The sequence below is a fragment of the Pseudomonas sp. B15(2017) genome (assembly GCF_002113215.1).
Lineage (GTDB): Bacteria > Pseudomonadota > Gammaproteobacteria > Pseudomonadales > Pseudomonadaceae > Aquipseudomonas.
In genome coordinates this window covers 167,628-194,430 of record NZ_NEJZ01000001.1, presented here as the reverse complement: position 1 = coordinate 194,430, position 26,803 = coordinate 167,628, and the positions used below count along the sequence as shown (strand labels likewise).

The 26,803-nt window shown below is 58.7% G+C and carries 31 protein-coding genes and 1 tRNA gene; 24 read left to right on the top strand and 8 right to left on the bottom strand.

Annotated features, from left to right (window positions below):
• Window positions 1-50: 50 nt before the first annotated feature.
• The 3 genes from CAF73_RS00940 to CAF73_RS00930 are packed head-to-tail and all read right to left on the bottom strand — an operon-like array spanning window position 51 to window position 3,638.
• Entirely contained in the window at window positions 51-635 is a 585-nt protein-coding gene (locus CAF73_RS00940) for a cob(I)yrinic acid a,c-diamide adenosyltransferase (RefSeq protein ID WP_085701657.1), read from the bottom strand.
• A 3-nt stretch (window positions 636-638) separates the two neighbouring features.
• Window positions 639-2,675 (bottom strand): HAMP domain-containing sensor histidine kinase, encoded by a 2,037-nt coding sequence (locus tag CAF73_RS00935; RefSeq protein WP_085701656.1) that lies wholly within the window; start codon window positions 2,673-2,675, stop codon window positions 639-641.
• Window positions 2,676-2,720: 45 nt separating this feature from the next.
• A complete protein-coding gene (locus CAF73_RS00930; RefSeq protein WP_085697179.1) occupies window positions 2,721-3,638 on the bottom strand; it encodes a putative 2-dehydropantoate 2-reductase in 918 nt (305 codons plus the stop codon).
• A 140-nt stretch (window positions 3,639-3,778) separates the two neighbouring features.
• Here CAF73_RS00930 and CAF73_RS00925 point away from each other — a divergent pair, with 140 nt between their 5' ends.
• Both CAF73_RS00925 and CAF73_RS00920 read left to right on the top strand, forming a co-directional pair.
• A complete protein-coding gene (locus CAF73_RS00925) occupies window positions 3,779-4,264 on the top strand; it encodes a YajQ family cyclic di-GMP-binding protein (RefSeq protein ID WP_065258535.1) in 486 nt (161 codons plus the stop codon).
• Window positions 4,265-4,403: 139 nt separating this feature from the next.
• The gene (locus CAF73_RS00920; protein ID WP_064599011.1) at window positions 4,404-5,243 is read left to right on the top strand and encodes a mechanosensitive ion channel family protein; all 840 of its coding nucleotides are present in this window, start codon (window positions 4,404-4,406) and stop codon (window positions 5,241-5,243) included.
• A gap of 122 nt (window positions 5,244-5,365) precedes the next feature.
• Here CAF73_RS00920 and CAF73_RS00915 read toward each other — a convergent pair whose 3' ends face one another.
• Window positions 5,366-6,715, bottom strand: coding sequence for an OprD family porin (locus CAF73_RS00915; RefSeq protein WP_085701655.1), 1,350 nt, complete (start codon window positions 6,713-6,715; stop codon window positions 5,366-5,368).
• Between the two features lie 75 nt (window positions 6,716-6,790).
• On the opposite strand from CAF73_RS00915, the gene CAF73_RS29535 reads away from it, so the two are divergent.
• The 3 genes from CAF73_RS29535 to CAF73_RS00905 all read left to right on the top strand — a co-directional run bounded on the left by CAF73_RS29535 (window position 6,791) and on the right by CAF73_RS00905 (window position 8,251).
• On the top strand, window positions 6,791-7,144 hold the full coding sequence (locus CAF73_RS29535; protein WP_139834792.1) for a hypothetical protein: 354 nt from the start codon (window positions 6,791-6,793) through the stop codon (window positions 7,142-7,144).
• A gap of 471 nt (window positions 7,145-7,615) precedes the next feature.
• On the top strand, window positions 7,616-8,041 hold the full coding sequence (locus tag CAF73_RS00910) for an HIT domain-containing protein (protein WP_085701654.1): 426 nt from the start codon (window positions 7,616-7,618) through the stop codon (window positions 8,039-8,041).
• A 3-nt stretch (window positions 8,042-8,044) separates the two neighbouring features.
• Entirely contained in the window at window positions 8,045-8,251 is a 207-nt protein-coding gene (locus CAF73_RS00905) for a SlyX family protein (protein ID WP_085689409.1), read from the top strand.
• A gap of 87 nt (window positions 8,252-8,338) precedes the next feature.
• Here the strand turns inward: CAF73_RS00905 and CAF73_RS30650 are convergent, their stop codons facing one another.
• Window positions 8,339-8,941, bottom strand: coding sequence for a cold-shock protein (locus CAF73_RS30650; RefSeq protein WP_085697175.1), 603 nt, complete (start codon window positions 8,939-8,941; stop codon window positions 8,339-8,341).
• 308 nt (window positions 8,942-9,249) lie between these two features.
• On the opposite strand from CAF73_RS30650, the gene CAF73_RS00895 reads away from it, so the two are divergent.
• The 19 genes from CAF73_RS00895 (at window position 9,250) to nadA (ending at window position 24,374) form a co-directional block, all read left to right on the top strand.
• Window positions 9,250-9,720 (top strand): Dps family protein, encoded by a 471-nt coding sequence (locus CAF73_RS00895; protein ID WP_085697174.1) that lies wholly within the window; start codon window positions 9,250-9,252, stop codon window positions 9,718-9,720.
• Between the two features lie 241 nt (window positions 9,721-9,961).
• Window positions 9,962-10,309 carry a ribbon-helix-helix domain-containing protein gene (locus CAF73_RS00890; protein ID WP_085697236.1) on the top strand — a complete coding sequence of 116 codons (348 nt, stop codon included), beginning with the start codon at window positions 9,962-9,964 and terminating at the stop codon, window positions 10,307-10,309.
• Between the two features lie 113 nt (window positions 10,310-10,422).
• Window positions 10,423-10,644: an FmdB family zinc ribbon protein gene (locus CAF73_RS00885; protein ID WP_007951210.1), complete on the top strand. Its 222-nt coding sequence runs from the start codon at window positions 10,423-10,425 to the stop codon at window positions 10,642-10,644.
• 108 nt (window positions 10,645-10,752) lie between these two features.
• Entirely contained in the window at window positions 10,753-12,528 is a 1,776-nt protein-coding gene (gene aspS, locus CAF73_RS00880) for an aspartate--tRNA ligase (protein ID WP_085697173.1), read from the top strand.
• A 123-nt stretch (window positions 12,529-12,651) separates the two neighbouring features.
• Complete coding sequence (locus tag CAF73_RS00875) at window positions 12,652-13,398, top strand: YebC/PmpR family DNA-binding transcriptional regulator (RefSeq protein WP_085697172.1); 747 nt, start codon at window positions 12,652-12,654, stop codon at window positions 13,396-13,398.
• A 158-nt stretch (window positions 13,399-13,556) separates the two neighbouring features.
• Entirely contained in the window at window positions 13,557-14,084 is a 528-nt protein-coding gene (gene ruvC, locus CAF73_RS00870) for a crossover junction endodeoxyribonuclease RuvC (protein ID WP_007951206.1), read from the top strand.
• A 114-nt stretch (window positions 14,085-14,198) separates the two neighbouring features.
• The gene (gene ruvA, locus CAF73_RS00865) at window positions 14,199-14,807 is read left to right on the top strand and encodes a Holliday junction branch migration protein RuvA (RefSeq protein ID WP_007951205.1); all 609 of its coding nucleotides are present in this window, start codon (window positions 14,199-14,201) and stop codon (window positions 14,805-14,807) included.
• Complete coding sequence (gene ruvB / locus CAF73_RS00860; RefSeq protein WP_085689401.1) at window positions 14,808-15,869, top strand: Holliday junction branch migration DNA helicase RuvB; 1,062 nt, start codon at window positions 14,808-14,810, stop codon at window positions 15,867-15,869. It begins immediately after the preceding gene.
• Between the two features lie 127 nt (window positions 15,870-15,996).
• On the top strand, window positions 15,997-16,464 hold the full coding sequence (gene ybgC, locus CAF73_RS00855; RefSeq protein ID WP_007951203.1) for a tol-pal system-associated acyl-CoA thioesterase: 468 nt from the start codon (window positions 15,997-15,999) through the stop codon (window positions 16,462-16,464).
• Window positions 16,454-17,149: a protein TolQ gene (gene tolQ, locus CAF73_RS00850; RefSeq protein WP_007912733.1), complete on the top strand. Its 696-nt coding sequence runs from the start codon at window positions 16,454-16,456 to the stop codon at window positions 17,147-17,149. The genes ybgC and tolQ overlap by 11 nt, the downstream gene beginning before the upstream one ends.
• Window positions 17,150-17,172: 23 nt before the next feature.
• A complete protein-coding gene (gene tolR / locus CAF73_RS00845) occupies window positions 17,173-17,625 on the top strand; it encodes a protein TolR (RefSeq protein ID WP_162803534.1) in 453 nt (150 codons plus the stop codon).
• Window positions 17,625-18,704 (top strand): cell envelope integrity protein TolA, encoded by a 1,080-nt coding sequence (gene tolA / locus CAF73_RS00840; protein ID WP_085701653.1) that lies wholly within the window; start codon window positions 17,625-17,627, stop codon window positions 18,702-18,704. The genes tolR and tolA overlap by 1 nt, the downstream gene beginning before the upstream one ends.
• 17 nt (window positions 18,705-18,721) lie before the next feature.
• The gene (tolB, locus tag CAF73_RS00835; protein ID WP_166742344.1) at window positions 18,722-20,002 is read left to right on the top strand and encodes a Tol-Pal system beta propeller repeat protein TolB; all 1,281 of its coding nucleotides are present in this window, start codon (window positions 18,722-18,724) and stop codon (window positions 20,000-20,002) included.
• A 52-nt stretch (window positions 20,003-20,054) separates the two neighbouring features.
• Window positions 20,055-20,552, top strand: coding sequence for a peptidoglycan-associated lipoprotein Pal (gene pal / locus CAF73_RS00830; RefSeq protein WP_003178634.1), 498 nt, complete (start codon window positions 20,055-20,057; stop codon window positions 20,550-20,552).
• Between the two features lie 6 nt (window positions 20,553-20,558).
• Window positions 20,559-21,398, top strand: a complete 840-nt coding sequence (gene ybgF / locus CAF73_RS00825) for a tol-pal system protein YbgF (protein WP_085701652.1) — start codon at window positions 20,559-20,561, stop codon at window positions 21,396-21,398.
• 165 nt (window positions 21,399-21,563) lie between these two features.
• Window positions 21,564-22,211: a 7-carboxy-7-deazaguanine synthase QueE gene (queE, locus tag CAF73_RS00820; RefSeq protein WP_085701651.1), complete on the top strand. Its 648-nt coding sequence runs from the start codon at window positions 21,564-21,566 to the stop codon at window positions 22,209-22,211.
• A 1-nt stretch (window position 22,212) separates the two neighbouring features.
• Window positions 22,213-22,905 carry a 7-cyano-7-deazaguanine synthase QueC gene (queC, locus tag CAF73_RS00815; RefSeq protein WP_085701650.1) on the top strand — a complete coding sequence of 231 codons (693 nt, stop codon included), beginning with the start codon at window positions 22,213-22,215 and terminating at the stop codon, window positions 22,903-22,905.
• 63 nt (window positions 22,906-22,968) lie between these two features.
• Window positions 22,969-23,044, top strand: a tRNA-Lys gene (locus CAF73_RS00810).
• Between the two features lie 271 nt (window positions 23,045-23,315).
• Window positions 23,316-24,374 (top strand): quinolinate synthase NadA, encoded by a 1,059-nt coding sequence (gene nadA, locus CAF73_RS00805; RefSeq protein WP_039766022.1) that lies wholly within the window; start codon window positions 23,316-23,318, stop codon window positions 24,372-24,374.
• A 58-nt stretch (window positions 24,375-24,432) separates the two neighbouring features.
• Here the strand turns inward: nadA and CAF73_RS00800 are convergent, their stop codons facing one another.
• From CAF73_RS00800 to gcvT, 3 genes are all read right to left on the bottom strand, one after another.
• Window positions 24,433-24,921 carry an RDD family protein gene (locus tag CAF73_RS00800; RefSeq protein ID WP_085701649.1) on the bottom strand — a complete coding sequence of 163 codons (489 nt, stop codon included), beginning with the start codon at window positions 24,919-24,921 and terminating at the stop codon, window positions 24,433-24,435.
• A 97-nt stretch (window positions 24,922-25,018) separates the two neighbouring features.
• The gene (locus CAF73_RS00795) at window positions 25,019-25,231 is read right to left on the bottom strand and encodes a cold-shock protein (RefSeq protein ID WP_011335634.1); all 213 of its coding nucleotides are present in this window, start codon (window positions 25,229-25,231) and stop codon (window positions 25,019-25,021) included.
• A 405-nt stretch (window positions 25,232-25,636) separates the two neighbouring features.
• A complete protein-coding gene (gene gcvT, locus CAF73_RS00790) occupies window positions 25,637-26,761 on the bottom strand; it encodes a glycine cleavage system aminomethyltransferase GcvT (RefSeq protein WP_085697166.1) in 1,125 nt (374 codons plus the stop codon).
• Between the last annotated feature and the right edge of the window lie 42 nt (window positions 26,762-26,803).

Below are 26,803 nucleotides of genomic sequence, written 5' to 3'. Positions count from 1 at the left end.
GGAGCGGGCTTGCTCGGGGCGGCGTTCCGACGAAGGCGTCCTGACAGTCGCTACTGCTGTGAAGGATTCGCCGCCGGTTGCCACAGAATCTCGGCAATACCCTGGCGCCGCGCAATCAACCTCGCCGCGACAAACAACAGATCCGACAAGCGATTGATGTACGCCAGGCCAACCCCGGCCAACGGTTCGATCGCATTCAAATGCTGACAACGACGTTCGGCACTGCGCGCCAGGCTACGGCAGACATGCGCTTGGGCAATCAGCATTGAACCACCCGGCAGAATGAAGTTCTCCAGCGGCCCCAATTCCTCGTTCCACACATCGATGGCCGATTCCAGCCGTTCGATTTCCGCTGTGTTCAGCGCCTGATATTCCGGCATCGCCAACTCGCCACCGAGATCGAACAGTCGGTGCTGGCAGGGCGCCAACACGTCGATCAACTCATTCAGCCCAGGACAGGTTTCGCGTTCAGCGAGCAATCCGGCCAGCAGCACGCCGACCTGACTGTTCAGCGTATCGACCTCGCCAATGGCCTCGATGCGCGGATGATCCTTGGGCACGCGGCGGCCGTCGCCAAGTCCGGTTTCGCCCCTGTCGCCAGTGCGGGTGTAGATCTTCGACAAGCGAAAGCCCATGGTTTACCTCGGTAGTTGATTGGTTTCGGCGGCGATGGGCGCCGGTTGTGCCAGTGGCAGACGCAGGGTGAAGCAGGTACCTTGCCCCGGCGCTGACTGCACTTCCATCTGCCCTTTGTGGTTGTTGGTGATGATGAAGTACGACACTGACAAACCGAGTCCCGTGCCCTGGCCGATTTCCTTGGTGGTGAAGAACGGCTCGAAGGTGCGCTTGCGCACGTTCTCGCTCATGCCGATGCCGTTGTCCTCGACCTGGATCTCGGCCCAGGGTGGATTGAGCCGGGTACGCAGAGTGATCCGCCCCGGCTCGCTGTCATCTTCACGCTGGTGAATTGCCTGCGCGGCGTTTTTCAGCAGATTGAGCAGCACCTGCTCAAGTTCGTTGGCGGTGCCGGGCACCGGGCCCAGCGCCGGGTCGAACTGGCGACTGATCGCCTGACCCTTGAAGTCGAAGCCGATGGCCAGATCGAAGTCGTTACCGGCGATTTCCACCGCTTGATCGATCAATGCCGGCAAATCGCACGGCGCCATCTGGCGGTTGCTGCGACGACTGAAGCTGAGCATGTGGGTGACGATTTTTGCCGCCCGGGCGCCGGCCTGCTGGATGCCATCCAGCAATTGCGGGACTTCCCGGCCTTGCAGGTAGCGGTTGACTGCGTCCAGCTCGATGCCCAGTTGCTCGGCCTGTTCGAGGTTTTTCGGCAGGTCTGGCGACAGACGTCGGCGAATGTTCTGCACGTTGTGCAGGATCGCCCCCAGCGGGTTGTTGATCTCGTGGGCCATGCCGGCGGCGAGGCCGCCGACCGACAGCATTTTCTCCGACTGCACCATCATTTCTTCCAGCGACAGGCGCTGGGTGATGTCGTCGATCCGGATCACCACGCCGCGTCCGGCACCGCCCATCAACGGGTAGAAGGTGAGGGCGTAGTGTTTGGGCTCGTCGTCCTTGAACCATGTCACCCGCTCGATTTTCGCCACCGTGTGTTGCTCGACGGTCTGCTTGAGTTGCGGCAGGAACGGCTTGAGCGGCGCGAAGGCGAGGAAGATCGGCTGATTCAGCGCTTCGTCCAGCCGTGTACCGGAGAGGGCGCTGGCTTCCTGGTTCCATTGAGTGACGTAGAGCTGTTCGTCAAGTGCGATCAGCGCCGAGGGCATGGAGTCGATGATGCTGTTGAGGTAGTTCTGGAAACCGGTGAGCTTCTTCTCGATCTTGCTGCGCACCTGGACTTCCAGTTCCAGCTTGCGGTTGGTGTGGCGGGTTTCTTCGGCCAGACCCTGGGCCTGATCGTAGGCTGCCTGGGAATCGTCACGGGCGCGTTTGAGTTGCTGCTCCCGGGCCTCGATGCGCGAGAGCATGGTGTTGAACGCCTCGGCCAGACTGCCGATTTCGTCACGGTTGCCCCGTGAGGCGCGCAGGGCGTAATTCTCTTCGCGGGTCACCTGGCGGGACAGTTCTTCGAGTTGATGGATCGGCCGGGTAATCAGGCGCTTGATCTGCCGCGCGATGACCAGCCACAGCAGCACACTGAAAATCAGGATCCCCAGACTGGCCGTGAGTGTGCCGGTATAGAACGCTACTGGCAGTTCGCTGCTGGCCACTAAAAGCAGGTGGCCTGGTGCAGTGCCGGGACGGGGCAGGGTGATGAGTTGATTGCTGCGAAATTCGGTCAGTTGCCAGGCTTCGATGTGTCGATAGCGCTCTGGCAATTTGAGTTTGTCGCCGTGTTGCAACTGCGCCAGACGTTCGCCTTTGCCGTCGTATAAAGCGGCGGCGCGCAGCGGGGAATAGCTGTCGAGTTCCTTGAGCAGCCGCTCGGCGCTTTGCGGCGACTGCAAGGCTTCGGCCACCAGGCTCGGGTTGGATACCAGCCGGCCGATGGTCTGCAACGCCTGAGGCGCCATGCTTTCCTGGGAGATGTAATAGGCGGCGCTGATAAAGGTCAGGTTGGCGACCAGCAGCACGGTGGTCAACAGCACCAGCAGGGCAGCCAGCAGTTTCTGGCCGACCGGCAGGTTTTCAAGACGCTGGCGCAATGGCATCAGGTTTATCGCAGAAAAGGAACAAGTGGCCAGCGTAGCCGCTGCTCAGTCGACGGGCAATCCGAGACTGTTCAGATGGGCGCTCAGGCGCTGCTGCAATTGCTTCAAATGCGGCAGGTTCAACTGATGACGCTCGGCTACCTTGCAGGCATGCCCGAGCAGATAGCTGATTTCGGTGCGGCGTTTATTGGCCACATCCTGATACATCGACGAGAAGTTCGCCGCCGTGGCCTGGATCACCCGTTCAACTTCCTGTTGCAGGTTGTCCGCCGCTGCCGGTTGCCCGCAGCATTCGAGCAGTTCGGTCAGTTCGCCGCACAGCGTCGCGACTTCGCAGTGATGTTGCTGGAGGTCACCGTTGCGGCAATTGTGCAGCACCGTCAGCGGATTGATCGCACAGTTGAGCGCCAGTTTTCGCCACAGGCGGGTGAGGATATCGGCGCTCCATTCATGGGGGATTTTCGCTGCCTCAAGATCGTCCAGCCAGATGGGGGCCACGGGATGACCGGCGTCGCCGAGCCAGGTGTAACCATGACCGGCAAACACCACGCGCCAGTCGCCATCGCGAAACGCGCCCTCGGTGCTGGAGGCGCTGATGCAGCGGGCTTGCGGGACACGCGCGGCGACCGCTTCCTGGCTGCCGAGGCCGTTCTGCAAAAGAATCAGTTCGGCGTCCGGCGCCAGACGATGGGCAAGTGCGGCCACGGCTGCTTCGGCGTCGTAGGCCTTGCAGGCCACCAGCAGGCGGCGAATCGGCCCGGGACTGTCCGGCGTTTCGCCGGGGATCGTGTAACGGCTGGCCACGCCTTGTTCGACGAGGGTGAGGCCGCCCGCCGTTGCATAGTCATGCAGACGGTCGACGTCGCGCAGGATCAACCGGACCGGCAACCCGGCCCGGGCCAGACGCGTGGCCCAGAGCGTGCCGAGACTTCCGGCGCCGAGGATGTGCCAAGGGGTGGACATCAGTTTTTCACTCGGTAAGGTACAGGCATGCAAGGCTCGCGGTGTCGGTGGGAAAAGACCCGTTATAATGAGCCCGATTTTAACCGCAAGCCAAGCGCGCCACGTCCTGAACGAGCGCGCCTTTTTATTGGAGAGATTACATGCCGTCGTTCGACGTGGTATCCGAACTGGACAAACACGAGCTCACCAACGCGGTCGAGAACGCCGCGAAGGATCTCGATCGTCGTTATGACCTGAAAGGCAAGGGCAGCTACGAGTACAAGGAAAAGGAACTGACCGTCAACCTGACCGCTGAAGCCGAGTTTCAGCTGGAAGCGATGATCGAAATCCTCAAGCTGGCACTGGTCAAGCGCAAGATTGATGTGCAATGCCTTGAGGTCAAGGACGCTTACGCATCGGGCAAAGTGATGAAACAGGATGCCGTACTTCGGGAAGGCATCGACAAGGAGCTGGCGAAGAAGATCGTCGCTCATATCAAGGACGCCAAGCTCAAGGTGCAGGCCGCCATTCAGGGCGAGCAGGTACGTGTAACCGGCAAGAAGCGTGACGACCTGCAGGAAGCCATCGCGGCCCTGCGTGCCAAGGAATTCGGCATGCCACTGCAGTTCAACAACTTCCGCGACTAAGCTTTCCGGTCGGGAACCTCTCGGCGTTTACAGCGTCCGAGGCCCAAGCAACGGCAGAAACGATTGAGCCATTTACGGCCCGGTCTTTCTGCCGCTGGTTTTTTTACAGCCCGGGAAGCCGGTAATCAGGAGATAAAAGATGGATTTGAATGCTGAGGTAGACAACCTGGTCAAGGCATCCCAGGCGTGGATTCCGATGATCATGGAATACGGCAGCCGTGTGCTGCTGGCGGTGATCACCCTGGCCATCGGCTGGTGGCTGATCAACAAGGTCACGCAAAAGCTCGGCGGCCTGTTGGCTCTGCGCAACGCCGACCTGGCCCTGCAAGGTTTCATCAGCAGCCTGGCCAACATCATTCTCAAGGTGCTGCTGATCGTCAGCGTGGCGTCGATGATTGGCGTCGAGACCACTTCGTTCGTCGCGGCGATCGGTGCGGCGGGTCTGGCCATCGGTCTGGCGTTGCAGGGCAGCCTGGCGAACTTCGCCGGCGGCGTGCTGATTCTGCTGTTCCGTCCGTTCCGCATTGGTGACTGGATCGAAGCCCAGGGTGTGGCGGGTACCGTCGACAGCATCCAGATCTTCCACACCGTGCTGCGCACCGGCGACAACAAGACCATCATCGTCCCGAACGGCAATCTGTCGAACGGCATCATTACCAACACCAACCGTCAGCCAACCCGCAAGGTTGTGTTCGACGTAGGTGTGGATTACGAAGCTGATCTGCAAAAGGCCCGTCAGGTGCTGCTGGATCTGGCCAAGGATGAGCGCGTTCTGCAGGATCCGGCGCCGCAGGCCGTTATTTCGACACTGGGTGACAGCTCGATCACTGTTTCCCTGCGCGTGTGGGTTAAAACGGCGGATTATTGGGATGTGATGTTCATGTTTAACGAACAGTCGCGTGATCGTTTAAAGACTGCAGGCATTGATATTCCTTTCCCGCAACGAGTGATTCGTGTGGTTCAGGAATCGGCGGTGTAATGATAGGTTGCTAATTAATTGGCTGACTTATCGGTCAGGCATCTATTACAAGTGACAGGCAATAAAAAAGGCCCATCGGAATATGGGCCTTTTTGTTGTTACCGCAAACTAAATGTTGGCGATTACAAGATCGACAGTGGGTAGTCGACGATCAGACGGAACTCGTTGATATCACCTTCAGCCTGGTCGGTGTTGCCACGGTGCCATGCCTGACGAATACGGAAGGACAGATCTTTGGCCGGGCCGGTCTGAACTACGTATTTGGCTTCCAGGTTGGTTTCATGATGTTTGCCATCTTCACCGTAACCGTACGAGCGGTAAGGGCTGTCAGCATCCATTTTGGTACCGTCGATGTCCCAGCCTTTCACGTAACGGGTCATGAAGCTCAGGCCCGGAATGCCGTACTCGGCCATTTTCAGGTCATAACGAATCTGTGCAGATTTCTCGTTAGGACCGTTGAAGTCGGAGTACTGGATGGAGTTGGCGAGGAAGATCGAGTCGCCACCGCGGTTGTTGTCACCTACGCCGACGTAGTCGAACGGGGTGTCGCCGTCGACTTTCTGGAAGGCCAGAGTCACGGTGTGTGCTTTCAGGAACGACAGTGCGGTTGCCAGGGAGAACGTGGTGTTGCTGATGTCGCCGGCTTTGGCACTACCGGTGTCGTTGGTGCGGTAGATGTTGAAGTCGGTGTTCAGCGAAGTGTCACCACTGATTGGGGTGGTGAGGTTCACGTTGGCGTAGTACTGGTTCCAGATGTCCTTGAACTTCGAACCGTAGAGCGAGACGCTCAGATTGTCGGTGATGCCGTATTTACCACCGGCGAAGTCCATGGTTCTGCCAGTGACAGGATTATCGGTGGTGCTGGCGTACTGCGAGTGCAGTTCACCGTTGCTATTCATCTCGTCCTGGCTGGAGGCCGAGTAGAAGTGGCCTGCTTCCAGATCCAGATTCTGGATTTCGCTGCTCTGCAGTTGGAAACCGGTAGCAGTCTGAGGGATCAGACGGGAGCCGCCGACGGCGAAGACTGGAGCTGTGCTTGGCTGGAACTCACCGAATTTCAGCTCGGTTTTGGAGATGCGGGCCTTGATCGCTGCGCCTGCTTTACCGAGGGAGTCGTGGGCATGGCCTTGGGAGTCGAGGCTGGTGTTGCCCGAACCGGTGGTGCCGTCGCCGCCATCCAGTTTGATACCCAGGTAACCGAATGCATCAACACCAACACCCACGGTGCCTTGGGTGTAGCCGGAGCTGAAGTTGCTCAGGAAACCCTGGGTCCAGTCTTTCTGGTCATTGGAGGTGGTGTTCTTCTTGTCGCGGTTGAAGTAATAGTTGCGCAGCAACACATCAAACTTCGCGTCTTCAACAAAGCCTTTCGCTTCAGCCTGGTCACTTACAAACGGTGCGGCCGTAGCCACTTGAGTACTGGCTGCTGCTGCAACTGCCAGTGCGATCATGCTCCACTTCATCACGCGCATCGTGATTTGCTCCTTTGGTTTTAGAAGAGTACTGCCGTCCCACCTGTTTTATTATCTGGGCGGCTCTTTCTTTTTGTGTCGGCGCAAACTTATATCACGCCGACCATGTTGGCGATACTTGCGAATCCAACCTTTCAGCTTCTTTACGAGCGTGTCGCAATCGGCTTGGTAGATGTCGCAAATTTACAGTCCAAATGCAATGGGACTGACAACTTCAGCGCTGTTTTACAGAGCTTGAGCATCGGTAAAAAAGAGTCCCTTGGCAAAACGCTTGAATCTCCATCGGGCAACCCTGCCACTGTTTTTATGGGGCTCAAGGCATCCACTTCGTGTGGTGCGCTTATAGCCCATATGGGTATGAATGCAACAAGCGTGCACAAACCGCTGAATTGTTCCGGTTTTTTTCAAGGTGCTCGTCTGACGCCGTGAAAACCTCATAAAACCGGGGGCCTCGAGGGCCTTTCATACAGGCTTGACGCCATCCTTCGCATGGTGTTGCTCCTTCAGTTTCGCTGCGCGACAACCAAAAACGTTACCGGTTCACCCCGTGAGTGAGTATTCGGCGGATGCCCGACGCATTGAGCGTAGACGCACTGTGCGGTTTTGGTGCAAAAAAATTCAAAGGCTGTACTGAATTCATACAGTTGGGACGCTGGATGAACGTGAACACTGAGGTGTGTGCGGGTCATTTTGCTCTGCTCATTCGCACTCCCGGTTCCGTCCTGGTGCGCTCAAGTCATAAATGTCACATCTCGGGGCGTGGAGGAATTCTTTCGGCAATGCTGTTCGCCGTGAAGGTCTCTCCAATCGCAGGTATGCTGCCATCCAGTCGCTTGGCTCGCCGCGTTCGTGGCGGGGCGCTAAGCTGAAAAAACAGGTCATTCGCCGGGAGTGCGCGCAGTGTTTGCTTTAGATTCACGACTTCAACAGGACACGCTGACCATCGGCGATTTCCCGCTTTGCCGACTGCTGTTGTCCAACGACGCCAACTACCCATGGTTCATCCTGGTGCCACGCCGCGACGATATCAGCGAGTTGTTTCAGTTGGATGTCGCCGACCAGCAGCGCCTGTGGCAGGAAACCACCGCCCTGGCCGAAGTGCTCAAGGATTCCTTCGACGCCGACAAAATGAATGTTGCGACCCTGGGTAACGTGGTCAGCCAACTGCATATGCATGTGATCGTACGTAAACGCGACGATGCCGCCTGGCCGGCACCGGTCTGGGGCAAACATCCCGCCAAGTCTTACAGTGCCGGGCAAGTGGCTGCGATTCGCGAGCGCCTGCGTCTGGTGCTGGACGAAGACTTCACTTTTCTGGAGGGCTGAGTCATGAGTTTCGAACAACGTGTTACCGAACTGGAAAGCCGCCTGGCGTTTCAGGACGACACCATTCAGGCATTGAACGATGTGCTGGTGGAACAGCAGCGAGTGGTCGAGCGCCTGCAATTGCAGATGGCAGCCGTACTCAAGCGCCAGGAAGAGATGGTGGGGCAGATCGGATCGTTTGAAGAAGATGCGCCACCGCCACACTATTGAAATGTGTGCGGGCATGCTTCCGTGCTCCCATTAAAAAACCGCGAACAGCCAGGCTGTTCGCGGTTTTTTTTAGTGCGGGGACGTGGATCAGCGGCGCGGCAGGGCAGCGATCACGTCTTCGGCCTGCAGGCCCTTGTCACGGTTCATCACCGAGAACTCCACGCGCTGGCCTTCGACCAGGACGCGGTGGCCTTCGCCACGGATGGCGCGAAAGTGCACGAAAATATCATCGCCGGAATCCCGGGAGATAAAGCCGAAGCCCTTGGAGGTGTTGAACCACTTGACGGTGCCGGTATCGCGATTGCTCATGTCGTAGCTGGTGGGAGCGGCGGCCGGGGAGGACTTGTAGAAGCTGATGGCCAGGTGCAGGACCACGGCAACCAGAGCGATCACCAGGCTGAACAGCACGGCTGGCTGGCCGGCGATGACAGGCATCGGCGCGATCAGGGTCAGGGTTTGCAGGACGACGGTCAGAACCAGCAAGGCGCTGACCAGATTTTGCAGATGCTGGCGCGGACCTTTGTTCCAGTAGGGAATAACTGGCGCAAGGATCAGGTTCAGCAGGCCGAAAAAGGCCAGGTAAAGTGCATCGGGTTGTTGCAGGTAAGGTACCGCTTCGGACTTCAGGCTAGGTATGAAGGACAGCAGCAAGGCTGCTGCGCCCATTAGCAGGTGGACGATTTTCAACATTTTTATTGACTCACGTTATGACGGCTCACAAGGAAGAGCTGAGAGCGCACGGTTCGCTTCGGAACAATAAGAGGCGTTGGACACGTGCACGGCATCAGCCTATGCGCAGGCCCGGAAAACGGGGCGTAGCGACACACTGCCTATTTAACAGTAAAGCCTGCGGCTACTCAAATCACGCCGGCCAGCGGCAGGTACCGGACGATTTGTCGCGTCTATCGGGCCCATGCGGGGGCTGCGGGGCGGGGGTGGCCTTGCTACAGTGAACCGACACCTGCTGGATGAATTTCAATCGCCGTTAGGGGGTAAGCATGGCAATCGATATCGGTATCAGTGAAGAAGACCGCAAATCCATCGTCGAAGGGCTCTCGCGCCTGCTGTCGGACACTTACGTGTTGTATCTGAAGACCCACAACTTCCACTGGAACGTCACCGGGCCGATGTTTCGGACCCTGCATCTGATGTTCGAGGAGCAATACAACGAACTGGCCCTGGCAGTCGACTTGATTGCCGAGCGCATCCGGGCGCTGGGCTTTCCGGCGCCGGGCGCGTACGCGACCTACGCTCGCCTGTCTTCCATTAAAGAGGAGGAGGGCGTGCCGAGTGCCGAGGACATGATCAAACAACTGGTCGAGGGGCAGGAGGCGGTCACGCGCACGGCGCGGGGGATTTTCCCTCTGCTGGACAAGGTCAGTGACGAACCGACTGCCGACCTGCTGACCCAACGCATGCAGGTTCACGAGAAAACCGCGTGGATGCTGCGTGCATTGCTCGAGGCCTGATGACGGGAGGCGCACGGATGTTCATGGTTCGTGCGCTCTTCTTTCCCCTCGGAAACTTCACCCGTGACGGTAGGAAACCAGGAAGACGACCCGCCGCTCCATGATCCTCCGTATCGTGTTGGCTTATCCTACGTGGATGGTCAATAAGTCGTCTGGATCCGCCTTTGCACCTGCGCTTTTAATGAGGTCACAGGATTTCGCCTTGAACACAGGCGCAAAATGGCAAAGGAGTGTCAGCTATATGGAAGGTGGAGGCAGGCGACGAGATATTGCAGTCGATTTGCAGCAGGAAAAGTTCGGGGAGCCGTTTCTCGGCGGGTTCGACATGGAGTTGATCCGGCCACTGTCCCGATCGGTACGCTTGAACGGGTTCGCGACCTGCATGCGGCTGGAGCAGGTTTACTGGAATATTCTAGGCCGGATGGCCGAAGACAATTGCTGTTCGGTCGGCGCGCTGTTGTCCCGTGTCGATCGTGAAGTGCACCTGCGCCATGGCGGGGTGAAAAACTTCAGCGGTCTGGTGCGGGTGGTGTGCGTGGTGCATGGCCTGCGGGATTCTCCGGGGACGCCCGCCGCGGGTTGTCACTGACAAGACGGCCTGTGCAGTCTTCCGGCTGCACAGGCCGCATTTAATGGATATAATCCCGCTCTTTCGCCGCACAGCCCTGCGTGTGCTGGCAATCTGATTGCCGAGACAACCCCATGCCGATGTACGATTACCAATGTGCTTCCTGTGGTCATCAGTTGGAAGCCATTCAAAAGATCAGTGACGCCCCATTGGTCGATTGCCCTGCCTGCCAGGCGCCGGAACTCAAGAAGCAACTGTCGATGCCGGGCTTTCGCCTCAGTGGCAGCGGCTGGTACGAAACCGATTTCAAGACCGGCGCGAAGAAGAATCTGGCCGGTGGCGACAAATCTGACTAGGGTTCAAACCCAGGTCGAACGACACGCGCGAGTTTCCACAGATTGCACATTGCTTGAGTGCAACCGGATCTCCACCGAATTTCGAATTACGAGAAGCGAACCACTACCATGATGCGCAGCCATTATTGCGGCCAACTGAACGAAAGCCTGGAAGGCCAGGAAATTACCCTTTGCGGATGGGTTCACCGTCGTCGCGACCACGGCGGGGTGATTTTCCTCGATATCCGTGATCGTGACGGTCTGGCCCAGGTAGTGTTCGATCCGGATCGCGCCGAGAGCTTCGCCGCTGCCGATCGCGTGCGCAGCGAATACGTCGTGAAGATCACCGGCAAGGTTCGCCTGCGTCCGGCCGGTGCCACCAACGCCAACATGGCGTCGGGCATGATCGAAGTGCTGGGCTACGAGCTGGAAGTGCTGAACGAGTCGGAAACCCCGCCGTTCCCGCTGAACGAGTTCTCCGACGTCGGCGAAGAAACCCGCCTGCGTTATCGCTTCCTGGACCTGCGTCGTCCGGAAATGGCCGAGAAGCTGCGTCTGCGTTCGCGCATGACCACCAGCATTCGTCGCTACCTGGACGAAAACGGCTTCCTCGACGTCGAAACGCCGATCCTGACCCGTGCCACTCCGGAAGGCGCGCGTGACTATCTCGTGCCGAGCCGTACCCACGCTGGTTCGTTCTTCGCGCTGCCGCAATCGCCACAGCTGTTCAAGCAACTGCTGATGGTCGCCGGCTTCGACCGCTACTACCAGATCGCCAAGTGCTTCCGCGACGAAGACCTGCGTGCCGACCGTCAGCCTGAGTTCACTCAGATCGACATCGAGACCAGCTTCCTCGACGAAAAGGACATCATGGGCCTGACCGAAGGCATGATCCGCAACCTGTTCAAGGAAGTGCTGGATCTGGAATTCGGCGAATTCCCTCACATGACTTTTGAAGAAGCCATGCGCCGTTACGGTTCCGACAAGCCGGACCTGCGTAACCCGCTGGAACTGGTCGATGTGGCCGATCAGCTGAAAGAAGTTGATTTCAAGGTCTTCAGCGGTCCTGCCAACGATCCGAAATGCCGTATCGCCGCGCTGCGAGTTCCAGGCGGGGCGAGCATGCCGCGCAAGCAGATCGACGACTACACCAAGTTCGTCGGCATCTACGGTGCCAAGGGCCTGGCGTACATCAAGGTCAACGAGCGCGCTGCCGGTGTTGAAGGTTTGCAATCGCCGATCGTGAAAAACATCCCGGAAGCCAACCTGAACGTGATCCTCGATCGCGTCGGCGCAGTCGATGGCGATATCGTGTTCTTCGGTGCCGACAAGGCCAAGATCGTCAGCGAAGCCCTGGGCGCGCTGCGTATCAAGCTCGGTCACGACCTGAAGCTGCTGACTTGCGAATGGGCTCCGATGTGGGTCGTTGACTTCCCGATGTTCGAAGAGAACGACGACGGCAGCTTCTCGGCTCTGCACCACCCGTTCACCGCGCCGAAGTGCTCGCCTGAAGAGCTGGAAGCCAACCCGGCAGGCGCTTTGTCCCGTGCCTATGACATGGTGCTGAACGGCACCGAACTGGGTGGCGGTTCGATCCGTATCCACCGTAAAGAGATGCAACAGGCGGTGTTCCGTCAGCTGGGCATCAACGAAGCGGAACAGGAAGAGAAGTTCGGCTTCCTGCTCGACGCCCTGAAATACGGCGCGCCGCCGCACGGTGGCCTGGCCTTCGGTCTGGACCGTCTGGTAATGCTGATGACCGGCGCCCAGTCGATCCGTGAAGTGATCGCCTTCCCGAAAACCCAGAGTGCTGCCGATGTGATGACGCAGGCGCCGGGTGTTGTGGATGCGAAGGCATTGCGCGAATTGCACATTCGTTTGCGCGAGACGCCAAAGGCCGAGTAAGACGGGCCTGAAGGCGCATCTTCGGATGCGCCTTTTTTCTTTCTGCAGTGATTGAAAACAAGTTTTTTTGCTGGCCGATGCACCTGCATGGCGGGCATTGTTCAAGAGAATTCGGAGCGAGTTATGGCAGGTCATTCCAAGTGGGCGAACATCAAGCACCGCAAAGAACGCCAGGATGCCAAGAGAGGCAAGATCTTCACCAAGTGGATCCGCGAACTGACCGTGGCGGCCCGTCAGGGCGGCGGTGATCCGGGCTCCAACCCGCGTCTGCGTCTGGCCCTGGACAAGGCGCTGGGCGCCAACATGAGCCGGGACATCATCGACCGTGCCGTTGCCCGTGGCGCCGGTGCGACCGAAGCCGACAACGTTGAAGAGCTGACCTACGAAGGTTACGGCCCGGGTGGCGTGGCGGTGATGGTCGAGTGCATGACCGACAACCGCAACCGTACCGCAGCGGCTGTGCGCCATGCGTTCAGCAAGTGTGGCGGCAACCTAGGTACCGACGGTTCGGTAGCCTACCTGTTCGAACGCAAGGGCCAGATCAGCTTTGCGCCAGGCGTCGACGAAGACGCGCTGACGGAAGCGGCGCTGGAAGCCGATGCCGACGACGTGGTCAGCCACGAAGACGGCTCGATCGACGTGTTCACCTCGTTCACCAGTTTCTATGCGGTGCGCACTGCCCTGGAAGCCGCAGGTTTCAAGGGTGATGACGCGGAAATCGTCATGCAGCCGACCACCAGCGCCGAACTGGATCTGGAGGGGGCCGAGAAGGTGCTCAAGCTGATCGATATGCTGGAAGACCTGGACGACGTGCAGAACGTCTACTCCAACGCGGACATTCCGGAAGACGTGGCCGCTCAGCTCGGTTAAGAGCGGCTAGGCTGCAATGTGGGAGCTGGCTCGCCAGCGATGGCGTCGGCACATCAGGTAATGATGGTGCCTGACACACCGCCATCGCTGGCAAGCCAGCTCCCACATTTGTTATGCGTTATCTCGAATTCAGTGCTTTTACCGAACCTGCAGGCGTTATGACTTTAATTCTTGGTATCGACCCCGGTTCGCGCATTACCGGTTACGGCATTGTTCGCGATACCGGACGCGGCGGTTGCATCTATGTCGCCTCGGGTTGCATCCGCACTGGTGCCGGCGAGCTGCACGAGCGCCTGCAGATCGTCTATCGCGGCGTGCGGGAAATCATTCAGACCTACGGCCCGGTGACCATGGGCATCGAAAAGGTGTTCATGGCGAAAAACGCCGATTCGGCGCTCAAGCTCGGGCAGGCCCGTGGGGCCGCTATCGTTGCCGGCGCCGAAGAGAGCCTGGAGATTGCCGAGTACACAGCTACTCAGGTCAAGCAGGCCGTGGTCGGCACCGGCGCCGCCAATAAAGAGCAGGTGCAGATGATGGTCATGCATATGCTCAAGCTCACCAGCAAACCGCAAATCGACGCATCGGACGCCCTGGCCATCGCCATTTGTCACGCTCACACCCGCTCCAGTCTGTTGCCGCACGGCCTGGGAACGGCACGCAGTCGTGGCGGGCGCCTGCGTCTCTGATAGCATCAGCAGTCAATTTCACGGAATTTGGATTTCGCGCCTGGGTCGTCGGCCGTAAATCCATGTTCTGTCGGTCGCCAGCCCACGGCTGGCCAACGCTCAAGGATCTGAAACGTGATTGGACGCTTGCGCGGCACTCTGGCTGAGAAACAGCCGCCGCACCTGATTCTGGATGTAAATGGCCTCGGGTATGAGCTGGAAGTGCCCATGACCACCCTTTATCGTCTGCCGTCGGTCGGTGAACCGCTGACCTTGCACACCCATTTGGTCGTACGCGAAGACGCGCAGTTACTCTATGGTTTTGCCGGCAAGCGTGAGCGAGACTTTTTTCGCGAGTTGATCCGTCTCAATGGTGTGGGGCCGAAACTGGCCCTGGCCTTGATGTCGAGTCTGGAAGTCGATGAGCTGATCCGCTGCGTGCAGTCCCAGGACACCTCGGCGCTGACCAAGGTGCCGGGCGTGGGCAAGAAAACCGCCGAGCGTCTGCTGGTCGAGCTCAAGGATCGCTTCAAGGCCTGGGAAACCTCGCCGGCCATGTTTGCGCTGGTTCCGAACCAGCCGGACGGCCCGGCGCCGGTCAATACCGCCGAGAATGATGCGGTCAGCGCGCTGATTTCTCTGGGTTACAAGCCACAGGAAGCGAGCAAGGCGATTTCCGCAATCAAAGAGAAAGGCCTGAGCAGCGAAGACATGATTCGACGCGCCCTGAAGGGAATGATTTAAGTGATTGAAGCTGATCGTCTGATCGCCGCCACGCACAGTCCGCGTGAGCGCGAAGAAGTCCAGGATCGGGCGATACGTCCCGTCAGTCTGGCCGAATACATCGGCCAGCCGACCGTTCGCGAGCAGATGGAACTGTTTATCCAGGCCGCTCGTGGTCGTAGCGAATCCCTCGACCACACCCTGATCTTCGGTCCGCCGGGGCTGGGTAAAACCACCCTGGCGAACATCATCGCCGAGGAAATGGGCGTATCGATCAAGAGCACTTCCGGTCCGGTGCTTGAGCGTCCGGGGGACCTAGCGGCGCTGTTGACCAATCTTGAACCGCACGATGTGCTGTTCATCGATGAAATCCATCGTCTGTCGCCGATTGTTGAAGAAGTGCTGTACCCGGCCATGGAAGATTTCCAGCTCGATATCATGATCGGTGAAGGGCCGGCGGCGCGTTCGATCAAACTCGATCTGCCGCCGTTCACCCTGGTCGGTGCAACCACGCGGGCAGGTATGCTGACCAACCCGTTGCGCGACCGTTTCGGCATCGTCCAGCGCCTCGAGTTCTACAGCACAGCTGATCTGGCGACGATTGTCAGCCGTTCGGCGAGCATTCTCGGTCTGCCGCTGGATCCGGAAGGGTCTTTCGAGATCGCTCGCCGCGCTCGGGGCACGCCGCGAATCGCCAACCGATTGTTGCGCCGGGTGCGGGATTTCGCCGAAGTCCGGGCCAAGGGGCACATCACCAAGTCCGTCGCGGATCTGGCGCTGAACCTGCTGGATGTCGACGAGCACGGTTTCGATCATCAGGACCGGCGTCTGCTGTTGACCATGATCGAAAAGTTCGATGGCGGCCCGGTGGGCATCGACAGTCTGGCGGCGGCGATCAGTGAAGAACGCCACACCATCGAGGACGTGCTCGAGCCGTACCTCATTCAGCAGGGGTACATCATGCGGACGCCGCGCGGCAGGGTGGTTACTCGCCACGCGTACCTGCATTTTGGTTTAAACATTCCGACACGAATGGGCGAAATGCCCGTGGCAGACGAGTTTCTTGATGCCGTGGACGATTGATACACATTTAATGGCGATTTATTCAGCGTTTGTACTGTCTCAGGACGGTACTTTTGCGGTAAAGCCTTTGAACATTGAAAAACAGTTGCCTGGCCGGATTGGCAACCCGAGGAGTAAGCACTAGAGTATGCGCGCGCAAAACGGGCTTGAGCCGTTCGCACATCGTTGTCGCGTTTATTACGAGGACACCGATGCGGGCGGCATCGTGTATTACGTTAATTACCTCAAGTTTATGGAACGGGCTCGAACCGAGCGGCTCCGGGAGCTGGGCTTTGCCCAGTCGGCGCTGGCAGGGGAGGACCTGTTGTTCGTCGTGCATTCCAGCGAAGCGCGTTATCACGCGCCGGCGCGACTGGACGACGAGCTTCTGGTAAGCGCTGATGTAATCGAATTGAACCGTGCCAGCCTGCGCTTTCGACAGCAGGTCAGGCGGGCAACGGATAATGTGCTGCTCTGCGAAGGGCAGTTTCTGGTGGCCTGTGTGCGCACTAACAGTTTGAAACCCCGGGCCCTTCCCGAAGACCTGCGTGCGGCCTTTGCCGACGCGGTCGGCACGGGTACACACTCAAAGCAGGAGATAAAGCGTGGAAGCTAACGTCGTCGACCATTCCTCCATGTGGAGCCTGGTCAGCAATGCCAGCATCGTGGTGCAGTTGGTAATGTTGACCCTGGTGGCCGCATCGGTGACCTCATGGATCATGATCTTTCAGCGCAGCAATCTGCTGCGCGCCGGTCGACGCGCCCTGGAGAGCTTCGAGGAGCGCTTCTGGTCGGGTATCGACCTGTCCAAGCTCTATCGTCAGGCCGGCAGCAACCCGGATCCGGATTCGGGCGTCGAGCAGATCTTCCGCGCCGGCTTCAAGGAGTTTTCCCGTCTGCGTCAGCAGCCAGGTGTCGATCCTGAAGCGGTGATGGAAGGTGTGGCCCGTGCCATGCGCGTCGCCATCTCCCGCGAAGAAGAAAAGCTCGAGCAGAGCCTGCCGTTCCTCGCTACCGTGGGTTCCGTCAGTCCGTACATCGGTCTGTTCGGTACCGTCTGGGGGATCATGAACTCCTTCCGTGGTCTGGCCAGCGCACAACAGGCCACCCTGGCCACTGTGGCACCCGGCATCGCCGAAGCCCTGATCGCCACTGCGATCGGTCTGTTCGCCGCAATCCCGGCCGTTATCGCTTACAACCGTTTCTCTGCCCGCAGCGAAACCTTGCTGAGCCGCTACTACACCTTCGCCGATGAATTCCAGGCGATCCTGCACCGCAAAGTGCACACCAGCGAAGAATAAGCAGGTATTTCCCGATGGCTTTAATCACTCGAGCCCGACACAAGCGCAAGCCGGTCGCCGAGATGAACGTAGTGCCTTACATCGACGTGATGCTGGTGCTGCTGGTCATCTTCATGGTGACTGCGCCGATGCTCAATCAGGGCGTGAAGGTGGATCTGCCCAAGGTTTCCAGCGAAGCCTTGCCGCAGGACAACAACACCCAGGTGCTGACCATTTCGATCAAGGCTGACAAGACCTACTACTGGAACCTTGGCAGCGAAGTCGACACCGAGAAGCAACAGGACCGGGCCATGACCCTGCCACAGATGACCGACGCGGTGACCAAGATCATTCGCGCCGGCACTGAAGGCGGCAAGCGTACCCAGGTCTTCATCCGTGGCGACAAGTCCGTCGATTATGGCTCCGTCATGGGCGCCATGGGCGGGTTGCAGAAAGCCGGGGTCGGTAACGTTGGCTTGATCACCGAGGCGCCCTGATGCAGCAACAGCGAGAGCCGTCCGCCTCGGAAAGCTACTTCTGGCCCAGCGTCTGGGCGATTGGCTTGCACGTGCTGGTGTTCGGCATGCTGTTTGTCAGTTTCGCCATGACGCCTGAGCTGCCGCCGGCCAAGCCGATTGTCCAGGCGACCCTGTACCAGCTGAAATCGAAAAGTCAGGCGACCACCCAGACCAATCAGAAGATTGCGGGTGAGGCGAAGAAATCCGCCGCGCGCCAGACCGAAGTCGAGCAGATGGAGCAGAAAAGGGTCGAGCAGGAAGCGGTGAAAGCTGCGGAACAAAAGAAAGAAGAAGCGGCTCAAAAGGCCGAGGAAGCCAAGAAGGCCGATGAGGCGAAGAAAGCGAACGAGGCGAAGAAGGCTGATGAAGCCAAGAAAGCCGAAGACGCGAAGAAAGCCGCTGAGGCCAAGAAGGCAGAAGAGAAACAATTGGCTGATATAGCCAAGAAGAAAGCCGAAGAAGAAGCCAAGAAGGCTGCTGAAGAAGAGGCCAAGAAAGCGGCCGCTGAAGAAGCCAAGAAGAAGATCGTCGAAGACGCGAAAAAGAAAGCCGCCGAAGACGCCAAGAAGAAAGCTGAAGCTGAAGAGGCGAAGAAGAAAGTCGCCGAAGACGCGAAGAAGAAAGCTGCTGCCGATGCTGCGAAGAAGAAAGCGCAGGAAGCGGCACGTAAATCCGCCGAAGACAAAAAGGCTCAGGCCCTGGCAGATTTGCTTTCCGACACGCCGCAGCGCCAGCAGGCCTTGGCCGATGAGCAGGGCGATGAAGTCGCGGGCAGTTTCGATGACCTGATTCGTGCGCGGGCAGCGGAAGGCTGGGCACGTCCACCTTCGGCACGCAAAGGCATGACGGTTGTGCTGCAGATCGGCATGTTGCCGGACGGTACGGTGACTTCGGTCAGCGTGGCGAAGTCCAGTGGCGACGGTCCGTTCGATGCGTCTGCAGTGGCAGCGGTCAAGAATATTGGACGTTTGACGGAAATGCAGGGAATGAAGCCGAGCGATTTCGCTCCGTATCGTTCATTCAAGATGACATTCACACCTGAGGATCTAGCCTTGTGAGAAACCTTCTTCGAGGAATGCTGGTCGTGATCTGCTGCATGGCAGGGATCGCGATGGCGGATGAAAAGAACATTCTGGTCACCAGCGGCAGCGATCGGGCGACTCCGATCGCCGTCGTGCCGTTCGGTTTCCAGGGCGGTGCCGTCCTGCCGGATGACATGGCTGAAATCATTGGTAACGATTTGCGCAACTCGGGCTACTACTCGCCGATTCCGAAGCAAAACATGATCAGCCAGCCAAGCCAGCCGAGCGAAATCATCTTCCGCGACTGGAAGGCGGTGGGCGCGCAATACATGATGGTCGGCAGCATCGTGCCGGCCGGCGGCCGTCTGCAGGTGCAGTGGGCTTTGTTCAACGTCGCCACCGAGCAGAAAGTGGCTGACGGCAGTGTGTCCGGCACCACCGAACAGCTGCGCGACATGGCGCACTACATCTCCGATCAGTCCTTCGAAAAACTGACCGGCATTAAAGGTGCATTCTCGACTCGCCTGCTGTACGTCACAGCCGAGCGTTTCTCCGAGAAGAACACCCGTTACACCCTGCAGCGCTCGGACTATGACGGCGCCCGCGCCGTGACCTTGCTGCAATCGCGTGAGCCGATCCTGTCGCCGCGTTTTGCACCGGACGGCAAGCGTATCGCCTACGTGTCGTTCGAGCAGAAGCGTCCGCGCATCTTCATGCAGAACATCGACACCGGTCGCCGCGAGCAGATCACCAACTTCGAAGGCCTGAACGGCGCGCCAGCCTGGTCGCCGGACGGCAATCGCCTGGCGTTCGTATTGTCGAAGGACGGTAACCCGGACATCTACGTGATGAACCTCGGTTCGCGTCAGATCACCCGCGTGACCGCAGGTCCTGGCATCAACACCGAACCGTACTGGGGCAAGGATGGCTCGACCATCTACTTCACCTCCGACCGTGGCGGCAAGCCGCAGATCTACAAGACCAGCGCCGGTGGCGGCGGTGCCGAGCGCGTGACGTTCGTGGGCAACTACAACGCCAACCCCAAGCTTTCGGCAGATGAAAAGACCCTGGTGATGATCCATCGTCAGGACGGTTTCACCAATTTCAAAGTGGCGGCCCAGGATTTGCAGCGCGGAAGTGTAAAAATCCTCACTGATAGCACTCTGGACGAGTCGCCTACTGTTGCGCCCAACGGCACCATGGTAATCTACGCCACCCGCCAGCAGGGCCGGGGAGTCTTGATGCTCGTGTCCATTAATGGACGCGTGAGGCTCCCGCTTCCTACCGCTCAAGGCGAAGTCAGAGAACCGTCCTGGTCCCCTTACCTGAACTGACGCGGCGCTTTACGTTTTACTTAACACACTGGGGTTCATTAGGAGTTTCACGATGGAAATGCTGAAGTTTGGTAAATTTGCTGCGCTGGCTCTGGCCATGGCTGTAGCTGTAGGTTGCTCGTCCAAAGGCGGCGACAACGCCGGTGAAGGCGCTGTTGATCCAAACGCTGGTTACGGCGCAAACACTGGTGCAGTTGACGGTTCCCTGAGCGAAGAAGCTGCTCTGCGCGCAATCACCACCTTCTACTTCGAATACGACAGCTCGGACCTGAAGCCAGAAGCCATGCGCGCTCTGGACGTTCACGCCAAAGACCTGAAAGCAAACGGCGCTCGCGTTGTTCTGGAAGGCAACACCGACGAACGTGGTACTCGTGAGTACAACATGGCACTGGGCGAGCGTCGTGCGAAAGCCGTTCAGCGCTACCTGGTACTGCAAGGTGTTTCCCCAGCTCAGCTGGAACTGGTTTCCTACGGCGAAGAGCGTCCAGTTGCTACCGGCAACGACGAGCAGTCCTGGGCTCAAAACCGTCGCGTCGAACTGCGTAAGTAATTCGATATGCGAACGTGCCGTCGTGCTGTAACTGTTCTGGCTCTCAGCCTCGCGCCGCTTGCGGCGTGGGCTGCGGTTCCTGTGGTCGATGACAACTCCGGTTATAACAATAGCGGGAGCAGTTATCCGCCTGCAGGTTACGGTACGAACGGCGCCTATGCCGGGGGAGCGGCTTCGGCCCCTGCCTCGGCACAAGGCATGCTGTTCAACCAACTGCAACAAATGCAGGATCAACTGTCGCGCCAGCAAGGCGTGATCGAAGAACTGCAGAACCAGGTTTCGCGCATGAAACAGGAATCCCTGGAGCGATACCAGGATCTCGATCGGCGCATAGGGTCCGGCGTTGCACCTGCCGCGAATCCCGAGAATTCTTCTGCCGGTGGCGATGCAAGTGCTGCTGCCGGTGCCGCCGCTGGAGCCGGGGCCGCTGCTGCCGCCCAGGCACCTGCTGCGGGTGGCGAACCGGCTGATCCGGCCAAGGAAAAGCTGTATTACGATGCAGCTTTCGACCTGATCAAGGCCAAGGATTTCGACAAGGCCAGCCAGGCGTTTGCCGCTTTCCTGCGTAAGTACCCGAACAGCCAATACGCGGGCAACGCCCAGTACTGGCTGGGTGAAGTGAACCTGGCCAAGGGGGATCTGCAAGGCGCAGGTCAAGCTTTCGCCAAGGTTTCGCAGCTGTATCCCAAGCACGCCAAAGTGCCGGATTCGCTGTACAAGCTGGCTGACGTAGAACGCCGCCTCGGTCATACCGACAAGGTCAAAGGCATTCTGCAGCAGGTGGTGGCCCAGTATCCGGGCACATCCGCCGCTCAGTTGGCCCAGCGCGACTTGCAACGCATGTAACAGCGTTTGACCCGTTTGGAAGAAACCCGCGCTTGTCGCGGGTTTTTTCGTTAGAATTCACGCCCTTTTATGAAACACGCTTCTGGTGATCTACGCGTTGGCGGGGTTGCCTGAAGTGCCTGACGGAGGCGGACAGCCTGTTTAGCTGTTACGCCCGTGGCGACTATGCAAGACACATTGAGAATCACCGAAGTTTTCTACTCGTTGCAGGGGGAAACGCGGACTGCCGGGCTGCCCACGGTTTTTGTGCGCCTGACCGGTTGCCCATTGCGTTGCCAATACTGCGACAGCGCCTACGCATTCAGCGGTGGCACGATCCGCACCCTCGACGACATCCTCGAGCAAGTGGCCGGCTTTCGCCCGCGCTACGTCTGTGTCACTGGCGGTGAGCCGCTGGCTCAGCCCAACGCCATCCCTTTGCTCAAGCAATTGTCCGATGCCGGCTACGAAGTCTCGCTGGAAACCAGCGGCGCCCTCGACATCTCGGCGGTCGATCCGCGGGTCAGTCGGGTGGTCGACCTGAAGACGCCTGACTCCAAAGAAGCCCATCGCAACCGTTACGAGAACATCGAACTGCTGACGCCCAACGATCAGGTGAAGTTTGTCATCTGCTCGCGGGAGGACTATGACTGGGCGGTATCGAAGCTGATCCAGTACGGTCTCGAGCGACGTGCAGGTGAAGTGCTGTTTTCCCCAAGTCACCACGACCTGAATGCTCGGGATCTGGCGGACTGGGTGGTGGCGGATAACCTGCCAGTGCGCCTGCAACTGCAGCTGCATAAATATCTATGGAATGATGAGCCGGGGCGCTGAGATGACTGAACAACTGAATACTAGCCAAAAACGTGCGGTAATCCTGCTTTCGGGTGGGCTGGACTCGGCCACGGTCGTGGCGATGGCGCGCGCTGAAGGCTACGCCTGCTACACCATGAGTTTCGATTACGGTCAGCGTTCCCACGCTGAACTGCATGCTGCTGCTCGCGTTGCTCGCGATCTGGGTGTGGTCGAGCACAAGGTGATCGGCCTGAACCTGAATGGCATGGGGGGGTCGGCCTTGACCGACACCAGCATCGATATTCCGGAAGAGTTGGGCGAAGGCATTCCGGTGACCTACGTGCCGGCGCGCAACACGGTTTTCCTTTCGCTGGCCTTGGGCTGGGCTGAAGTGCTCGGCGCCAGTGACATCTTTATCGGCGTCAACGCAGTGGATTACTCCGGATACCCGGATTGCCGTCCCGAGTTCATCGAGTCGTTTGAGCGCATGGCCAATCTGGCGACCAAGGCTGGTGTGGAAGGCAATGGTTTCCGCATCCAGGCACCACTGCAGAACCTGAGCAAGGCGCAGATCGTCCAGGCTGGCGTGAAGCTGGGCGTCGATTACGCGCTGACCGTTTCCTGCTATCAGGCCGACGATGACGGCCGCGCTTGTGGCAAATGCGACAGCTGCCGACTGCGTGCAGAAGGCTTCGCGGCGGCCGGAATCAGCGACCCGACACCTTATTTTTGATTTTTTTCAAATTAGGTGTTGAATAGTCCTTAAAAATCAGTATTATACGCGCCACCACACAGCGGGTCGTTAGCTCAGTTGGTAGAGCAGTTGGCTTTTAACCAATTGGTCGTAGGTTCGAATCCCACACGACCCACCATTTTTGCTGTTTTTAAAAGTCTGGAAGGCCCACGAAAGTGAGGATTTCCGGATTTTTTTTTGCCTGCGATTCAGGCATCCGACCCTTCGTTTCTTCCCGCCGTGACGCAGGTCAGAATCATCTTTTGTATCACCGGGATATTCTGTAGCCTTGCGCAGCTCCAACGCTGTCCGTGCCTGATAATACTCACTTTCCCGGCGGTACCCTCAAGCGGTCCGGAGCCGGGTGTATACTCGACTTTCGCGCGAATGCGCCTGCAGGTCTTGCGAACATGACGCAGATTTCCGAACGCCTTCTGGTACAAGCCCACCTCGACGCCAAGCAGCCCAAGCCGCTGACGGCCGAGGAAGAGGCCTATTACCGTTCCGCCATCGCCGCCGAGCTCAAGGCTCAGGACGCGGTGCTGGTTGCCCACTTTTATTGCGATCCGATCATCCAGGCCCTCGCCGAAGAAACCGGCGGTTGCGTTTCTGACTCCCTGGAAATGGCCCGCTTCGGCAACGCCCATCCGGCCAAGACCGTGGTGGTCGCCGGCGTGAAATTCATGGGTGAGACCGCGAAGATTCTCAACCCTGAAAAACGCGTGCTGATGCCGACCCTGGAAGCGACCTGCTCGCTGGATCTGGGTTGCCCGGTGGACGAGTTCTCGGCGTTCTGCGATCAGCATCCGGAACGCACCGTGGTGGTGTATGCCAACACCTCGGCTGCCGTCAAAGCCCGGGCCGATTGGGTAGTGACCTCCAGCTGCGCACTGGAAATCGTCGAAAGCCTGATGGATAACGGCGAAACCATTATCTGGGGCCCGGACAAGCACCTGGGCACCTATATCCAGCGTCAGACCGGCGCCGACATGCTGCTGTGGGACGGTGCCTGCATCGTCCACGAAGAGTTCAAGTCCAAGCAGCTGGAAGACATGAAGGCGCTGTACCCGGACGCTGCCATTCTGGTGCACCCGGAGTCGCCGACCTCGGTGATCGAACTGGCGGACGCCGTCGGCTCCACCAGCCAGCTCATCGCCGCCGCTCAATCGCTGCCGAACAAGACCCTGATCGTCGCCACCGATCGCGGCATCTTCTACAAGATGCAGCAGCTGTGCCCTGACAAGGTCTTCATCGAAGCGCCAACCGCCGGTAACGGCGCGGCGTGCCGCAGTTGCGCACATTGCCCGTGGATGGCCATGAACACCCTTGAGCGTACCCTCAAGTGCCTGAAGGAAGGCTCGAACGAGATCTTCGTCGACCCGGCCCTGATCCCACAGGCGATCCGCCCGCTCAAGCGCATGCTCGATTTCACTCAGGCTGCGCGGATGAAGCTGGCCGGCAACGCCTGACTCTGAGCTGCAAACAAAAACGCCCCGATTGGATCGGGGCGTTTTTGCATCTGGAGGATTATTTGGTCTTTTTCGGGATTCGCACGAGCTGCGTGTCGGAGTAGATGTCATGCCAGGTGCGTTTCTGTTTGTCGAACAGCGACCAGAAGAACCCAAGGCCCAGGCACAGCCACGACGCAATCGATACCATGAACCGCAGCAACGCCTGCCACAGGCTGATCGCAGTGCCATCAGCGTTCTGCACGCGAATGCCCCAGACCTGCATGCCCAGGGTCTGCCCGGCGTGAGTCCAGAACTTGGCGAAGAAGCCGAACAGCACCAGCAGCAGCACTGTGGAATACAGCGGATCGCCATCCAGCTGCCCGGCGTCAGTCAGAACCCGCAGACGCTCCTCGCCGATGATTGCCGCCTGAATCATCTTGTAGACGCCACCCGTCACGATCAGCAGGGCGGTGCACAATAGAAAGTCATAGAACATCGCTGCCAGACGACGACCCAGGCCGACGGTGGGGAAATCGCCCTGGGGAGTGAGCAGGTGTTTCGACATGGCAGCCTCTGGACGGAAAGTGAAGCGCCATTTTACGGATTTGCGCCCACAAAAAAGCCCCTGATATCAATATCAGGGGCTTTTTCGTAACAGAAAATCAGGCTTCTGCGATAACTTCGTCAGCCTGCATGCCTTTCTGGCCTTGCACTGCAACGAAGGTCACTTTCTGGCCTTCTTTCAGGCTCTTGAAGCCGTTGCCCTGAATGGCACGGAAATGCACGAACAGATCCGGACCGCTTTCTGGAGTGATAAAACCAAAACCTTTCTCGTCGTTAAACCACTTGACGGTACCGCTCTGACGTTGGGACATTTCTTATTTCCTTTGACGCAAAAATTGATGACAGTCTCTTCCTCATGAAAGAGTACTGGGGCTGGTTGCAGGAGAGTAAGAAGACGTCGAACGGGATGTAGCTAACTTGTAGGCTACTGCCCAGGTCACGATTCCAAGCTGACCCATGCAAACACAGTGGACAAACTCTACGCCAACTACGGGAGGAAAAACAAGCCCCGTTAAGGCCCCGGGTTTCCTGCGCTTGCCGGCACTTTGGTAGGTCCACTAGACCGGCTTATACGATTAGCTCGTTCAATTGTTTTCGAACGTTATAAACCAAGTTCATATTCGAAACGAAAGTAAACTGAGTGCACTGTTTTATGGCGATTGCGTTACACATTAGTGCACGCATAACGCAATCGCGTTACTTATAGAAACAGTCAATCAACCGCGATAGTAGCGTTGTGGAACAAATGGCATTTTGCTTACAAGCAATGGCACCTTTTTCCCACGAACAATTGCCCAAACTGGCGTATCGAGTGCAACGTAGGCGCTGTCCAGGTAACCCATGGCCAACGGGCCGCCCAAGGTCGGGCCGAAGCCGCCGCTGCACACGCTGCCGACGATCTCGCCCGCTTCGTTGACGATCTCTGCACCTTCACGGACCGGCGTACGCTCTTGCGGCAGCAGGCCGACACGTTTGCGCTGAACACCATTGTGCTGTTGAGCGAAGACTTGCTCCGCGCCGGGGAAACCACCGGCGCGCGCACCGTCGGCACGCCGAGGCTTGGAGATTGCCCACAGCAGGCTGGCTTCTATCGGGGTGGTCTCGGTGTTCATGTCGTGGCCGTACAGGCACAGACCGGCTTCCAGGCGCAGCGAGTCACGGGCGCCGAGGCCGATGGCGGCGACTTCCGGTTCGGCCAGCAGGGCGCGGGCGAGTTTTTCCGCGTCGGCTGCCGGAACCGAGATTTCGAAACCGTCTTCACCGGTGTAGCCCGAACGGCTGACAAAGCAATCCACACCCAGCAGAGTCACGCGGGCGAATTGCATGAAAGTCATTTTCGCCACTTGCGGCGCCAGGCGTGCCAGTACGGTCACGGCGGCCGGGCCTTGCAGGGCGAGCAGGGCGCGTGCTTCGAAGAGCTCGGTAATGGTGCATTGATCGCCGATGTGTTTTTGCAGATGGGCCAGGTCCTGATCCTTGCACGCGGCGTTGACCACCAGGAACAGTTCGTCATTGCCCAGATTGGCAACCATCAGGTCATCGAGGATGCCGCCGGTTTCGTTGGTGAACATCGCGTAGCGCTGCATGCCCACTGGCAGGTCGATGATGTCCACCGGTACCAGGGTTTCCAGAGCTTTGGCGGCATTGGCGCCGGTCAGGCGGATCTGGCCCATGTGCGAGACATCGAACAGCCCGGCCTGCTCACGGGTGTGCTGGTGTTCTTTCATCACGCCCAGCGGGTATTGCACCGGCATGTCGTAGCCGGCAAACGGCACCATGCGGGCGCCGAGTTCGATGTGCAGAGCGTGCAGCGGGGTTTTCGACAGTTGTTCGGTGGACATGCGTGACTCCTTGATTCACACCAACCCTATCCCGGAGGGAGA